The 14,437-nt window shown below is 72.7% G+C and carries 13 protein-coding genes; 8 read left to right on the forward strand and 5 right to left on the reverse strand.

Going from position 1 to position 14,437, the window contains the following annotated elements; genetic code table 11:
* From ACFWYW_RS39575 to ACFWYW_RS39585, 3 genes are all read left to right on the forward strand, one after another.
* On the forward strand, positions 1 to 2,616 hold a 2,616-nt coding region (locus ACFWYW_RS39575; RefSeq protein WP_379641223.1), incomplete at its 5' end, for a condensation domain-containing protein.
* Complete coding sequence (locus tag ACFWYW_RS39580; RefSeq protein WP_379617420.1) at positions 2,613 to 2,819, forward strand: MbtH family protein; 207 nt, start codon at positions 2,613 to 2,615, stop codon at positions 2,817 to 2,819. The genes ACFWYW_RS39575 and ACFWYW_RS39580, both read left to right, overlap by 4 nt.
* 51 nt (positions 2,820 to 2,870) lie before the next feature.
* Complete coding sequence (locus ACFWYW_RS39585) at positions 2,871 to 3,827, forward strand: ankyrin repeat domain-containing protein (protein ID WP_379617418.1); 957 nt, start codon at positions 2,871 to 2,873, stop codon at positions 3,825 to 3,827.
* Between the two features lie 5 nt (positions 3,828 to 3,832).
* Here ACFWYW_RS39585 and entS read toward each other — a convergent pair whose 3' ends face one another.
* Complete coding sequence (gene entS / locus ACFWYW_RS39590) at positions 3,833 to 5,086, reverse strand: enterobactin transporter EntS (RefSeq protein ID WP_379617416.1); 1,254 nt, start codon at positions 5,084 to 5,086, stop codon at positions 3,833 to 3,835.
* An 81-nt stretch (positions 5,087 to 5,167) separates the two neighbouring features.
* Between entS and ACFWYW_RS39595 the strand changes: the two genes are divergently transcribed.
* Positions 5,168 to 6,196, forward strand: a complete 1,029-nt coding sequence (locus ACFWYW_RS39595) for an ABC transporter substrate-binding protein (protein ID WP_379617414.1) — start codon at positions 5,168 to 5,170, stop codon at positions 6,194 to 6,196.
* A gap of 2 nt (positions 6,197 to 6,198) precedes the next feature.
* On the opposite strand, the gene ACFWYW_RS39600 is transcribed toward ACFWYW_RS39595, so the two are convergent.
* From ACFWYW_RS39600 to ACFWYW_RS39610, 3 genes are read right to left on the reverse strand one after another with little or no spacing between them, the layout of a single operon-like run.
* On the reverse strand, positions 6,199 to 7,248 hold the full coding sequence (locus tag ACFWYW_RS39600) for a FecCD family ABC transporter permease (protein WP_379617412.1): 1,050 nt from the start codon (positions 7,246 to 7,248) through the stop codon (positions 6,199 to 6,201).
* A complete protein-coding gene (locus ACFWYW_RS39605; RefSeq protein WP_379617410.1) occupies positions 7,245 to 8,267 on the reverse strand; it encodes a FecCD family ABC transporter permease in 1,023 nt (340 codons plus the stop codon). The genes ACFWYW_RS39600 and ACFWYW_RS39605 overlap by 4 nt, the downstream gene beginning before the upstream one ends.
* Before the next feature lie 22 nt (positions 8,268 to 8,289).
* Entirely contained in the window at positions 8,290 to 9,354 is a 1,065-nt protein-coding gene (locus ACFWYW_RS39610) for a PucR family transcriptional regulator (RefSeq protein WP_379617408.1), read from the reverse strand.
* 76 nt (positions 9,355 to 9,430) lie between these two features.
* Between ACFWYW_RS39610 and ACFWYW_RS39615 the strand changes: the two genes are divergently transcribed.
* Positions 9,431 to 10,348: a proline dehydrogenase family protein gene (locus ACFWYW_RS39615; RefSeq protein WP_379617406.1), complete on the forward strand. Its 918-nt coding sequence runs from the start codon at positions 9,431 to 9,433 to the stop codon at positions 10,346 to 10,348.
* A complete protein-coding gene (gene pruA / locus ACFWYW_RS39620) occupies positions 10,349 to 11,974 on the forward strand; it encodes an L-glutamate gamma-semialdehyde dehydrogenase (RefSeq protein ID WP_379617403.1) in 1,626 nt (541 codons plus the stop codon). It abuts the gene before it with no gap.
* A 60-nt stretch (positions 11,975 to 12,034) separates the two neighbouring features.
* Here pruA and ACFWYW_RS39625 read toward each other — a convergent pair whose 3' ends face one another.
* Positions 12,035 to 12,862, reverse strand: a complete 828-nt coding sequence (locus ACFWYW_RS39625) for a MerR family transcriptional regulator (protein WP_379617401.1) — start codon at positions 12,860 to 12,862, stop codon at positions 12,035 to 12,037.
* Positions 12,863 to 12,915: 53 nt separating this feature from the next.
* On the opposite strand from ACFWYW_RS39625, the gene ACFWYW_RS39630 reads away from it, so the two are divergent.
* Entirely contained in the window at positions 12,916 to 13,386 is a 471-nt protein-coding gene (locus ACFWYW_RS39630; RefSeq protein ID WP_379617399.1) for an AAA family ATPase, read from the forward strand.
* Positions 13,387 to 13,433: 47 nt separating this feature from the next.
* Entirely contained in the window at positions 13,434 to 14,411 is a 978-nt protein-coding gene (locus tag ACFWYW_RS39635; protein ID WP_379617397.1) for an NAD(P)-dependent alcohol dehydrogenase, read from the forward strand.
* The last annotated feature ends 26 nt before the right edge of the window (positions 14,412 to 14,437 follow it).

Genomic DNA, 14,437 nt, shown 5'->3' on the forward strand with positions numbered 1-14,437 from the left:
GAGATCTTCGCCGCCGTGCTCGCCGTGCCCTCGGTGGGCGCGCTGGACGACTTCTTCCACCTGGGCGGCCACTCCCTGCTGGCCGTACGCCTGGCCGGGCGCGTCGCCACCGAGTTCGGCACCGCCACCACGGTCAGGACGGTCTTCGAGGCTCCCACGGTCGCGGCCCTGGCCCGGCACGCGTCCGGCGCCGTTCAGGACCACGGCAGGCCGCCGGTGGTGCGGGCGGAGCGGCCGGACGTCGTCCCGCTGTCGGCGGCGCAGCGGCGGCTGTGGTTTCTTCAGGAACTGGAAGGCGCCACGGCCACCTACAACGTGCCGTTCGCGGTCCGGGTACGCGGGCCGCTGGACCACGACGTCCTTCAAGCGGCGCTCGGCGACGTGGTGGCCAGGCACGAGGCGCTCCGGACGCTGATCGGGGAGCGGGACGGCGAGCCGTACCAGCTGATCCTTGACTCCGTCGAGGCACGGCGGCGGCTGGTCGTGCGCGACGGGGAAGGCGAGCCCGAGCTGCCCTTCGACCTGACGGCCGAGCTGCCGATCCGGGTGTGGGCGCGGGCGGTGGGCGGCGACGAGCACGAACTGCTGCTGGTGCTGCACCACATCGCCAGCGACGAGTGGTCCGTGGGCCCGCTGTGGGCGGATCTGTCCGCCGCCTATGCCGCGCGGCTGCGGGGACGGGCGCCGGACACCGAGCCGCTCGTGGCGCAGTACGCCGACTACACGCTGTGGCAGCGCGACCTGCTCGGCGACGAGGACGCCCCCACCGAGCTCGCCACGCGGCAGCTCGCCTTCTGGCGGGCCGCGCTCGACGGGGCCCCGGACCGCCTGCCGCTGCCCCACGACCTGCCGCGCCCGCCCGTCGCCTCGCCGGAAGGGGACTCGGTCGCCTTCGGCGTCGACGCGGACGGCCTGCTCGGGCTGGCGCGGGGGAGCGGGGTGACGCCGTTCATGGTGGTGCACGCGGCGGTGGCGGCGTTGCTGACCCGGCTGGGGTCGGGGACGGACATTCCGCTGGGTACGCCGGTGGCGGGCCGCCCGGACGAGGCATTGGCGGATTTGGTCGGATTTTTCGTGAACACGGTGGTGTTGCGGGCCGACACCGGCGGCGATCCGACCTTCCTGGAACTCCTGGAACGGGTCCGCGAGACCGACCTCGCCGCGCTGGAGCACGCCGACCTGCCCTTCGACCGGGTCGTCCGCGAGACCGCTCCGGCCCGGACGCTCGCCTGGCACCCGCTCTTCCAGGTCATGATCGCCCACCATGCGGCACAGCCGCCGCTCGAACCGCTGCCCGGCCTCGACGTCGAGCCCACCGGCGCGGGGACGGGCACGGCCAAGTTCGACCTGGCCGTCGCCGTGGGGGAGGACGGCTCCGGGGTGATCGAGTACCGGACCGACCTGTTCACCCGGCAGCGCGCCGAGGCGCTCGCCGACGCCCTGGCCACCCTCCTGACCAGCGCCACCGCCGACCCGTCCGCCCGCCTATCGGCCCTCCTGCCCGGCCCACCCGCCTTCCCCCGCCCCGACGCACTTGAGCCCGCCTTGGCCTGTCCGGACGCACTTGGGTCCGCCTTCGCGCGTCCCGACGCACTCGCGCCCGGCGGGCACGATGCGGCCGTGGCGGAACGGCTGGCCGGGCTGTTCGCCGAGGCGCTGGGCGGAGCCGTCCCGGACCACGAGGGGAACTTCTTCGAGCTCGGCGGCCACTCGCTGCTGGCCGCCAAGCTCGTCAACCGGATCCGCGCGGAACTCGGCACCCCGGTCTCGATCCGGGACCTGTTCGAGGCCCCCACCCCCGCCGGTCTGGCCACCAGGCTCGCCGCCCCCGGAGCCCGGGAAGGCGGGGCGCTCGACGCGCTGCTGCCGATCCGGACCGGCGGGGGCGGGCCGCCGCTGTTCTGCGTGCATCCGCTGTTCGGGCTGGCCTGGTGCTTCATGGGGCTGGCCGGGCTCATGGACGGCCCCGTCTACGGGGTGCAGGCACGCGGGCCGGCGGGGCCGTACCCGCTGCCCGGGACGCTTGAGGCCATGGCGGCCGACTACGTCGAGCGGATCCGCGAGGTCCAGCCCAGCGGTCCCTACCGCCTGATGGGCTGGTCGTTCGGCGGGGTGGTCGCCCACGCGATGGCCGCCGAGCTGGTACGGCGCGGCGAACACGTCGACCTCCTCGCCATGCTCGACTCCTACCCGCTGGGCCCTGGCGAAGAGCCGGAGACCGGCGACAATGAGCAGGACGCGCTGCGCTTCCTGCTGCGCGTCGCCGGACTGCCCGAGCCCGTCCGGCGCGTCGACCGGCGCGAGGTCGTCGCCACGCTCAGGAGGCGCGGCGGGCTGCTGGCGGAGCTGGACGAGGCCACGGTCGGCGCCATGATCGACGTCGCGGTGAACGCCGAGGACCTCATCAGACCGGGCGCGCACCCGGTGTTCGAGGGTGACCTGCTGTTCGTCACCGCGACCGCCGACAAGGCCGGTACCACGCTGGACGCCGCCCGCTGGCGCCCCTTCGTCACCGGCGCCATCGACGAGCACGAGATCGACTGCGAGCACTACGAACTGGCCGACCCGGAGCCCCTGGCCCGGATCGCCGCGATCATGAAGGAGAGACTGCGATGACCAACCCGTTCGAGGACGCCGACGGCGTGTACGTGGTCCTCGTCAACGACGAGAACCAGCACGCCCTGTGGCCGCAGCGCCTGCCCGCCCCCGCCGGGTGGACCCAGGCGTACGGCCCGGCGGGCCGCGACGCCTGCCTGGAGTACGTGGAGGAGTCCTGGAAGGACATGCGCCCGGCCAGCCTCATCCGCGCCATGGATTGACGTACCCGTCTGCCATCCTGTCCCGGTCGTTGAACGGAGAAAGGATGGCTGATGAGCGCTGACTGGTCGGGCATGGGATGGGACGCCTGGAGCGACCTGGGCACGGTTCGCGCCAGGTTAGCGGCGGGCGCGTCCCCGGACGCCGACGCTGACTATGGCCGGACGGCTCTGCAGGTCGCGGCCGAGGAGGGATCGACCGGCGTGGTCGCCGAACTGGCCGCCCGCTCCGCCGACGTGGACGCCGAGGTCGACGGCAGGACCGCGCTGTGGTCCGCGGTCTTCGCCGGCCGCGCGGACAACGCCCGTGTCCTCGCCGAGGCCGGGGCGAACCCGTGGCGGCCGATGATGAACGGCTGGCCGCCCGGCCGCCTCGCGCTGGCCGGGCCCACCCCCGACCTGTTCCCCAGGCCGGACGGCGAGCCGGGTCTCACCGACGAGGAGAGCGCCTTCGTCTCCAGGGCGCGCGGCCTGATCGCCGCCCTGGACGACATCACCGACGACGGTTACAGCGTCACGTGCGTCGCCGGGATCGACGCGGCGGAAGCCGTCCGCAGGCTGGGGGCCACGCCCGCCGCCGACGAGGAGATCGAAGACATCTACGAAGATCCCTTCGACGACATGGATGAGATCCTGAAGGTCCTTGGCGTGACCGACGTGCCCGGCGGCTGCGTCGTGGCCCAGCCGTGGGGGTACGGGGCCGGCATGCCAGGCGTCCAGAAGGCGCTGTCGGCCGGCACCCGCTGCTACGGCCTCTACGCCAACCCCAAGAGCGGCACCCAGGGCAGCGCCGCCGCTGACGGTGTCATCGTCGAGTGGGACACGCACCCGGGCGGGGGATACACCGACGAGTCGAAGTCGACGGAGGAGATTCTGCGGGCGTATCTGCTCCAGGATCACGCGGAAGCCGAACTCTGCTCCCGCGCGGGCCTGCTGCCGGCCGATTCGCGCTCGATCACCGGCACGCCCGACCTGTGGGTGAAGCTGCCGGACGGCGACCACTGGTCCTGATGCCGTCAGCCGCCGGCGGGCAGCGGGCGGGCGCGGCGCAGGGAGGGGATGGCCACGGCCAGCGTGACCACCCCGGCCACGCAGGCCAGCCCGCCGATCACCGCCGCGCCGCCCGGCGGTGCGAGGCGGGCCAGGCCGCCGGCGACCACGTTGCCCAGGGCCGGGCCGACGGTCGCCTCGGTCAGCCACAGGCTCGACACCCGCCCGAGCAGCCGGTCGGGCGTGCGTGACTGGATGAGCGCCCCGGCCAGCACCTCGGAGACCACCTGCCCGACCCCGGACAGCGCGAGGAACGCCAGCGCCATCGGCAGGCTCACCGGCAGCCACGCGCTGGCGCCGAACCCGGCCACCGCCAGCCCCCACAGCGCCACCGCGCCGATCAGCACCCGCCCGGGACGGCGTACCCGGCCGATCCAGCCGCTGGCCAGCGCCGCGAGCAGCGCTCCCGCCGCGGGGGCGCTGTAAAGCAGCCCGGCCGTGGCCGCGTCGCCGCCGTAGTGCGCCGCCACGAACGCGGGAAACAGCGCGTACGGCGTGGCCATCAGCGTCCCGCTGAGATCGAGCAGGATCACCCCGCCGATCACCGGATCACGCCGGGCGAAACGGATGCCTTCGGCGATCGAGCGCAGCGGATGGGCCTCGCCGCCGCCCCCGTCGGGCCGCAGCGGGCGCAGCATCCACAGCAGCACGGTCGTCACGACGGTGGTGGCGCAGGTGAGGGTGTAGCAGGCGCCGAACCCCGGCCCGGCGACCAGCAGCCCGCCCAGTGACGGCCCGGCGATGGTCCCGACCTGCGTGGTGATGGAGGTGAGCGCCTCGGCGGCGGCGAGCTTGTCCCGGCCGACGAGCGCGGGCACGGCCGCCATGAGGGCGGTCTCGCTGAGCCCGTCGGCCAGCCCGATCAGCCCGGCGCTCAGGTAGATCACCCCGAGCCGCGGCTCGGGCAGGAAGGCGTTGACCGCGAGCACCGCGAACCCCGCCGCCGCCCCCGCTCGCGAGCCCACGATGAGCAGCCGCCGGTCCATCCGGTCGGCGAGCACGCCCCCGGCGAGCGTGCCGGCGAGCAACGGCCCGCCCAGCGACAGGCTGATCAGGCTGACGTGGAGTGACGAACCGGTCATCGCGTACACCTGCATGGCCAGCGCCACACCGGTCACACCGATGCCGAGGAGGGAGACCATCCGGGCGGCGAAGACATAGCGGAAGTCGCGGCCGGTCCGTAGCGGAGTGATGTCGATGACCACGTGTCCCAGGCGCACGAGTCTCCCCAGACGGTCAAGATGACGTTAGATTACCCTAAAAAAGGGAAGCCTTACCTAACTTCTGAGAAGGGTAGTTTCATGGCATCCGGCATCACTCGTCGTCAGGCCCTCCGCGGCGGTTCCCTCCTCACGCTCGGAGCCCTCGCCGCCGCGTGCGGCACCGACGGCCGCGGCGGCCCGCCTGCCGCTCCCGCCGGCGCGGCGTCCAAGGCGGCGAGTACGGCGGGGCCGTGGTCGTTCACCGACGACCGGGGCAAGAAGGCGGAGGCGCCCGCCGCCCCCAAGCGGATCGTCGCCTACGTGGGCGCGGCCGCGGCGCTGTGGGACTTCGGCGTCCCGTCGGTCGGCCTGTTCGGCTCCACCACGCTCAAGAACGGCTCCAAGGACCCGCTCGCCGGGGACGTCGACCTGGCCAAGGCCACCTCGATCGGCACCGGCTACGGCGAGTTCAACGTGGAGAAGTACGCCTCGCTCCAGCCCGAGCTGCTGGTGACCACCAAGTTCAACGACCTGGTCTGGTACGTGCCGGAGAAGCAGATGGGCGACATCGAGGCGCTGGCCCCGCTGGTCGCGATCGAGACCGTCAAGGGCACCGACCTGAAGAAGGTCCTGGGCCGCTTCGAGGAACTCGCCCTCTCGCTGGGCGCCGACCCCGCCGCGCCCGCCGTCGCCCAGGGCAAGAAGGCCTTCGACGAGGCCTCGCAGAAGGTGACCAAGACCGCGGAGAAGGGGCTGAAGGTCCTCGCGGTCGCCGGCGGCCCCGACCAGTTCTGGGTGGCCAGGGCCGGGGCCGGCGGCTACACCGACCTCACCTACCTGGCCTCCCTCGGCCTCGCCATGGAGAAGGGCGCCGGCGACGACCCGCTGTACGAGACGCTGAGCTGGGAGCAGGCGGCCAAGTACGAGGCCGACGTCGTCCTCTACGACGCGCGCAGCCAGTGGCTCACGCTGGAGGACATGAAGAAGAAGGCCACCTTCGCCCAGATCCCGGCGGTCAAGGCCGGCCAGGTGATCCCCTGGGTGGTGGAGACCCCCTACAGCTACCAGCGCCAGGCCGCCTGGCTGGACAAGCTGAACGAGCAGTTGTCGGCGTTCAAGCCCCTGTGACCTCAGGCGGTACGGCGGCGGCCCAGCATCCACAGCAGGTAGCCGCCGCCGATGGCGCCCGTGACCACCCCGGTCGGCAACTGGGCCTGGCCGAACAGCCGCTGAGCCGCCAGATCGCTGACCACCATCAGCAGCGCGCCCATCGCCGCGCTCGCCCAGATCGGCGGACCCACCACCCCGGTCAGCCGCCGGGCCAGCTGCGGCGCGGTCAACGCCACGAACAGGATCGGCCCGGCCGTCGCGATGGCCACGCAGGTCAGCGCGCTCGCGCAGGTCAGCGCCGCCAGCCGGGCCCGCTCGGCGCGCACGCCCAGCCCGACGGCGACCTCGTCGCCCATCTCCAGCAGCCGCAGCCGCGAGGACATGGCGGCCAGCACGGGCAGCAGCACCCCGCACGCGATCCAGATCGCCGCGACATGGCCCCAGCGGCTCCCGGCGACGCTGCCGACCAGCCAGGTGGCCGCCTGATTGGCCGACCAGAGATCGGCCCGGGTGATGAGGTAGGCGTTGACCGCGCCGAGCATCGCGGCCACGCACACCCCGACCAGCACGAACCGGGCGCCGCGCAGCCCGCCGCGGAAGGCCAGCAGGTAGACCGCCACCAGCGCGAGCGCCCCGCCCACGACCGCGGAACCGGCGATCGCCGCCGACCCGCCGCCGAGCACCAGGATGCCGAGCAGCGCGCCCGTCGCGGCGCCCCGGTCCAGGCCGATGATGTCCGGGCTGCCCAGCGCGTTGCGGGTCAGCGTCTGCAGGACGGCCCCGCCCACCGCCAGCGCCGCCCCGACCCCGAGCGCCACCAGCAGCCGGGGCAGCCGCAGCCGCATCACCACGAACTGCCCGGCCGCGCCGCCGTCGCCGGTCAGTGCCGCGATGACCTGCGCGGGTGAGAGCGGATAGTCGCCGCTGCCCAGGCTGACCACGCCGACCGCGAGCGTGACCACGACCAGCGCGCAGGTCACCACGGCCGCGCGCAGCGACAGCCGATACGACCAGCCGCCCGCGCGCATCCTGAACCGCTTGACCGGGCGTTCCGCCAGGGTTCTGGTCACAGCTCGCCCACCCGCCTCCTGCCGCGCAGCAGTGCGATCAGCACCGGGGCGCCGGCGAACGCCGTGATGATCCCGACCTCCAGCTCGGCCGGCCGTACGATGATCCGGCCGAGGACGTCGCAGGCCAGCAGCAGCGACGGCGCGATCACCATCGAGTACGGCAGCAGCCACCGCTGGTCGGGACCGATCAGCGCGCGCACGATGTGCGGCACCGCCAGCCCCAGGAAGAAGATCGGGCCCACCGCGGCGGTCGCGGCCCCGCACAGCAGTGTCACCGCGGCCACCGCCAGCAGGCGCGCCCGCCCGACGTGGACGCCGAGCGCGCGGGCCGCGTCCTCGCCCAGCGCCAGCGCGTTGAGCGCGGGCCCGAGCGCCAGCGCGAACACCGCCCCCGCCACCAGGAACATCCAGATCTGGCCCAGGGCGGCGGAGTCGACAGCGGCCAGCGAGCCCACCGACCAGAACCGGTAGCGGTGCAGCGTGTCGGAGTCGAGCAGCAGCACCGCCCAGACGATCGACAGGAGCGCGGCGTCGGCGGCGGTGCCGACCAGGGCCAGGCGGATCGGGGTGGCGCCGCCGTACCCGCGCGAACCCAGCGTGTACACCAGCACGGTGGCAGCCGCGGCGCCCGCGAAGGCGAACCACACCGAACCCCGCAGGTCGGTCAGCCCGAAGACGGCGAAGGCGAGTGCCACGCCCGTGGCCGCGCCCGCGTTGACGCCGAGGATGCCCGGGTCGGCGAGCGGGTTGCGGGTCAGGGACTGCATGATCGCGCCGGCCAGGCCGAGCGCCGCCCCCACCCCCAGGCCCACGAGCGTGCGCGGCACCCGCAACTCCCAGATCGCGGTCACCCCCTCCGCGCCCTCGCGGCGCAGCAGCGCGTCGAGGAGGGCGGAGGGGGAGAGCTCGGCCGAGCCCAGCGCGATGCTCGCCGCGCAGACGGCCGCCAGCACCGCCAGAGCGAGGGTGAGGTTGCGCGCGTGGGCGGTGCGGCCTTTCCTGACGGTGAGGGACGTCACGTCACCTTAGGTTAGCCAAGCCTTATCCCGATGGCGAGGGATCCGACAGGTGCGCTGCCTTGAGGCCGAGATGGACGACCAGGCGGTCGTCGCCGTCGTCCAGGTCGCGGTTGAGCGCGCGCTCGGCCTTGCCGAGCCGGTAGTAGAGCGTCTGGCGGTGCACGCCCAGCTCCGCCGCCGCCTTCTGGGCGTGCCCGCCCAGGTCGAGGTACGTCTCGACCGTGCGGGCCAGCTCCCCGTCGAGCCCCGCCACCTCCGCGGCCAGCTCCCGCAGGTCCGCCCGGCTCAGGCGGGCCAGCAGCCGGTGCACGCCCAGGTCCTCCCAGCGGGCGACCGGGGCGAAGCGGGTGAAGTGCTCGGCGATGCGCAGCGCCTGCTGGGCCTCCCGCCAGCTCTGCCAGGCGTCGGCCGGGTCCTGCCGGGGGGCGCCGATGCCGGCGGCGGTGCCGTACACACTCTGGAGGGTGTGCGCGACCTCGGCGGCCAGGTGCGCGGGGGACAGCAGCGCCACCGGCGAGCCCGCGAGGGCGAGCACGCCGCGCGGCAGGGTCCAGAGGGCGGCCACGCGGTCGGGCGACTCCCTGACGGCGAGCGCGGCCACCGGGCCCGGCATGCCGGTCGAGGCGGTGGCGCGCTCCTCGGGGTCGGCCGAGAGCAGGGCGCGCAGCCCGCGCCCGGCGTCCTGGCGGCTGCGCGCCTCGTGCGCCAGCGCGCTCGCGGCCCGCGCGACCAGGCCGCCGGCGCGGGCGAGCACCTCGTCGGAAAGGGCGCCGGAGTCGAGCAGCCAGAGGTAGCCGTAGGTCACCTCGCGATGGCGCAGCGGCCAGCAGATGCGCGCCTTCAGGTCGTGGTCGGCGGGGATGCGGACGGGGCCGTGCGCCTTGGCGATGCCGAAGCGCTCGAAGTAGTCGCGCACCTCGCCCGTGGCGCGGCGGCGCAGGATCGACTCCTGGCGGACCGCGTCGATCTCCCCGTGCTGCGCGTTGTAGGCCAGCAGGCGGAACGAACGGTCCTCCAGCGTCGCGGAAGCCCCGAGAACGCGGGCTATCTCGTCGACGGTCTCCTGGAGATCGGCGGTGTTGTGCATTTGTATGACAGCCTGCCACATCCCGCGTTACGGACGTCGATGGCTGCGGTCTGAACAGGAGTTTTAGGCTGGATGCATGCTCGGTCAACTGCTACTCGCCACGTCACGGAGCAGGCTCGTACGCCGCACCGTGTCCGGCTTCCCGCTCACCCGCAAGGTGGTCGACCGTTTCGTCGCAGGCGAGAGCGCCCACGAGGCGCGCGCGGCGATCGAGCGGCTGGTCGACGGCGGACTGACCGTCACCGTCGACCATCTCGGCGAGGAGACCCACGACGCGGGCGCCGCCGCGGCCACCGCCAAGGCCTACGTGACACTGCTGAACACACTGCGCCCGCTGGAGCTCGGCGAGCGCGCGGAGGTGTCGGTCAAGCTGTCGGCCGTCGGTCAGGAGCTCTCCGACGACCTGGCCCTGGAGCACGTGCGCGACATCTGCGCCGCCGCTGCCGCCAACGGCTCGGCCGTGACGCTCGACATGGAGGACCACACCACCGTCGACTCGACGCTGGGCATCCTGCGCAAGCTGCGCGAGGAGTACCCGTCGACCGGTGTCGCGATCCAGGCCTACCTGTTCCGCAGTGAGGACGACCTGCGCGAGCTCTCCACCGAGGGCTCGCGGGTACGGCTGGTCAAGGGCGCCTACAACGAGCCCGCCGCGGTCGCCCACCAGGGCAAGGCCGAGGTGGACAAGGCGTACGTGCGATGCCTGCGGATCCTCATGGCGGGGAAGGGATACCCCATGGTGGCGACGCACGACGACCGCCTGATCTCCATCACCGAGCTGCTGGCCGACCGCTTCGGCCGCGCCATCGGGGACTACGAGTACCAGATGCTCTACGGGATCAGGACCGACAGGCAGGAGGCCCTGGCCGGAGCGGGCCACACGGTCCGCGTCTACGTGCCCTACGGCGACGACTGGTACGGCTACTTCATGCGCCGTCTCGCCGAACGCCCCGCCAACGTCGCCTTCTTCCTTCGTGCCCTTGGAGGCAAGTAAATGGACGCCATCAGCAACGTTCCCGCTCCGGCCAACGAGCCGGTGTACGGCTACGCCCCGGGCAGCGCCGAGCGCACCGCCCTGGAGAACCGGATCAAGGAGCTGGCCGGCAGCTCCATCGACCTGCCCATGACCATCGACGGGAAGTCCCGCATGGGCGGCGGCGCGCCGATCGACGTGGTGCAGCCGCACAACAAGGCCTCCGTCCTGGGGCGTACCAACGACGCTACGGCCCAGGACGTGAAGGACGCGGTGGACGCGGCGCTGCGCGCCGCTCCCGCGTGGCGGGCGCTGTCGTTCGACGAGCGGGCGGCGGTCTTCCTCAAGGCGGCCGACCTGCTGGCCGGGCCGTGGCGGGCGACGCTCAACGCCGCGACCGTGCTCGGGCAGTCGAAGTCGGCGCAGCAGGCGGAGATCGACGCGGCCTGTGAGCTGATCGACTTCCTGCGCTTCAACGTGGCCTACGCCCGGCAGCTCTACGCCGACCAGCCCGTCTCCTCGCCCGGTGTCTGGAACCGGATGGAGTACCGGCCGCTGGAGGGCTTCGTTCTGGCGATCACGCCGTTCAACTTCACCGCCATCGCCGGAAATTTGCCGACTTCGGCCGCTCTGATGGGCAATGTCGTCGTCTGGAAGCCGTCGCCGACGCAGCAGTTCGCCGCGCACTTCACGATGAAGCTGCTGGAGGAGGCCGGTCTCCCGCCGGGCGTCATCAACCTCGTCACCGGCAACGGCGCCGCCGTCTCCGAGGCCGCCCTGACCCACCCCGCGCTCGCCGGCATCCACTTCACCGGCTCCACCGCGACCTTCCAGCACCTGTGGGCGACCGTCGGCGCCAACATCACCGGCTACCACGGCTACCCGCGCCTGGTCGGCGAGACCGGCGGCAAGGACTTCGTCCTGGCCCACCCCTCCGCCGACCCCGCCGTGCTCACCACCGCGCTGATCCGCGGCGCGTTCGAGTACCAGGGCCAGAAGTGCTCGGCCGCCTCGCGCACCTACATCCCGCGTTCGATCTGGAACCGCATCAAGGACGACCTGGTGGGCACCGCCGAGTCGCTGACCGTGGGCGACGTGGCCGCCGACCTGTCGACGTTCATGGGCGCCGTCATCGACGAGCGCGCCTTCGCCAAGCACAAGGCGGCGATCGACCGGGCCCGCTCCTCGGCCGGGATCGAGCTGCTGACCGGCTCCTACGACGACTCCACCGGATATTTCGTGAAGCCGACCATCCTGGTGTCGGACGACCCGTCCGACGAGATCTTCGTCAAGGAGTACTTCGGCCCGATCCTCGGCGTCCACGTCTACGACGACGCCGCCTACGACACCGTCCTCGACCAGATGGAGTCCGTCTCGCCGTACGCGCTGACCGGCTCGATCATCGCCCAGGACCGCTACGCCGTCGCCTCGGCCAGCGAGAAGCTCCGCTTCGCCGCCGGGAACTTCTACGTCAACGACAAGCCCACCGGCGCGGTCGTCGGGCAGCAGCCCTTCGGCGGCGCCCGCGCCTCGGGCACCAACGACAAGGCCGGCTCGATCTTCAACCTGATCCGCTGGGTGAACGCCCGCACGATCAAGGAGACCTTCGTCCCGCCGGTCGACCACCGCTATCCCCACATGGGCTGACCTGCCGGCCCATCGACGTACGCCCCCGGTTCCTGTGCTGCTCCGGGGGCGTACGCCGTTCTAGGCCCTTGACGCCTTCTCGTACCACTCGTGCAGCGGGGCCGGGTCCTCGGGCGGGAGCCAGCCGTTGACGATCGAGAGCAGGCGAAGGTAGCGGGTCCAGCGCGGGTCGCCGGCGGCCTCCATGAGCGGGTTGCCCGTCTCCACCAGTGCCTTGGCCTGCGGTGATGCCGGGTCGACTCCGGCCGCCATGGCCTGCCGTACCTGGGAGCGGATGATCACGACCGGACCGGGGCGGGGCACGGACGCGCCCGCTTCGTGGTGTTCGGCCAGAAAACGGACGGCGGCGCGGAAGCCGGGGTCCTGGGTGAGTTCGGCCAGTTCTACCCAGGCCTCGACCTGCTCGACGTCGGGGTCGTCCGGGAGTTCCGGGGTGAGGGAGCGGCGGACTCCGGCGTGGACGCCGGTGACCGTCGCGTCGAGGAAGTCGTCGATCAGCCGGCGGCGCTCGTCCTCGGAAAGTCTGGCAAGTTTGTGCATGATGTCCGTCTCCTCGGGGGTGGATCCACGCCTGGCGACCGCTCTCAGCACCGCGCGCCGCAGCCGCAGCGTGCGCATCTGGACCTCCAGCGCCTCGGCGTGCGCGGCGGCGACCTCGGGCAGCGACAGCTCCCGGTTCACGACCTTGCGGATCGTGGCCAGGTCGAGGCCGAGTTCGCGCAGCGTGCGCACGAGGTCCAGGCGGGCCAGGGCGTCGAGGTCGTAGAGCCGGTAACCGGCGTGGCTTCGCCCTGACGGCGGCACGATCCCCTTGTCGGAGTAGAACCGCACGGTCTTGACCGTCAGCCCGGTACGGCGCGCGAGGTCGCCGATCGTGTAGCCGTCCATGCCGTTCACCCTCGCGCCTCCCCTTGGTGGAGACTCAAGTTACCCTCGCCGCTATGACGAAAGTCCTGATCACCGGCATGTCCGGCACCGGCAAGTCCACCGCCCTGCGACTGCTGGGCGAGCGCGGCCACCGTACGGTCGACACCGACTACGGCCCGTGGAACCACTGGGTGACCGGCGAGGACGGCGAACGCGACTGGGTGTGGCGCGAGGACGCCATGGCGGAGCTGCTGGCCGGGCACCGCGAGGGCGCCCTGTTCGTGTCGGGTTGCACCTCCAACCAGGTCACCTTTTATCCGGACTTCGAGCACATCGTCCTGTTGAGCGCGCCCGCCGATGTCATTCTGGCCCGCGTCGCCGCGCGCACCGACAACCCGTACGGCAAGCGCCCCGGGGAACGCCAGGAGATCCTGGACAACCTGGCCATGATCGAACCGCTCCTCCGCACGGGCGCCACGCTGGAGATCGACACCCGGGCGCCGCTCGACGAGGTCGTCGGGCGGCTGGAGGCCCTCGCGAGGTGAAGTAAAGAAAACTAGACATGATGTCGAGTTTGCTTTACCTTGACGGCATGACGATGAAGGCAATCACCCACGACCGCTACGGCGACGCCGGCGTCCTGGGCCTGACGGAGCGGCCCCGCCCGGTGCCCGGCGACGGGGAGGTGCTGGTGCGGGTCAGGGCGGCCGGGGTCGACGCCGGGGTCGTCCATCTCATGAAGGGCGAGCCGTACCTCATCAGGCCGATGCTCGGACTGCGCGCGCCCAGGAACAAGGTGCGCGGCAGTGACCTCGCGGGCGTCGTCGAGGCGGTGGGGGCGGGGGTGAGCGGGTTCCGGGCCGGTGACGCGGTGTTCGGCGTCTGCGACGCGGCCTTCGCCGAGTACGCCGTCGCCCGGCAGGACAAGCTCGCCGCGAAACCCGGCGAGGTGGGGTTCGAGGAGGCGGCCGCCATCCCGTCCTCCGGGGTCACGGCGCTGCAGGCGGTGCGCGGACGGGTCACACCCGGGCAGAAGGTGCTCGTCATCGGAGCCGGGGGCGGGGTCGGCAGTTTCGCTGTCCAGCTCGCCAAGGATCTCGGGGCGGAGGTCACCGGGGTGTGCGGGGCGGACAAGGCCGGGCTGGTGCGGTCGCTGGGGGCCGCGCACGTCATCGACTACACCCGTCAGGACGTCACCGCCGGTTCGCTCCGTTACGACCTCATCGTGGACACGGCGGGCAACCGGCCGCTGTCGCGGCTGCGTCGCGTGCTGGCGCCGCGTGGCCACCTCGTCATCGTCGGCGGGGAGGGTGGCGGGCGGTGGCTGAGCGGGCTGCAGCGGCAGTTGCGGGCGGCGCTGCTGAACCTGGTCACCGGGCAGACCCTCCATGCCCTGTTCGCCGTCACCCGGGCCGAGGATCTGCGTGAGCTGGCCTCGCTGGCCGCCGCCGGACGGGTCGGGCCGGTGATCAGCCGCACGTACCCGCTGGAGGAGGCGGCCCTGGCGGTCGGGGAGGTGGCGGGCGGGCACGGGCGAGGCAAGATCGTCGTGACCATCGGCACCGCCTGACCAGCGGAGCCCCGGTAACCTTCCTG

It is taken from the genome of Nonomuraea sp. NPDC059023, assembly GCF_042740095.1.
GTDB lineage: Bacteria > Actinomycetota > Actinomycetes > Streptosporangiales > Streptosporangiaceae > Nonomuraea.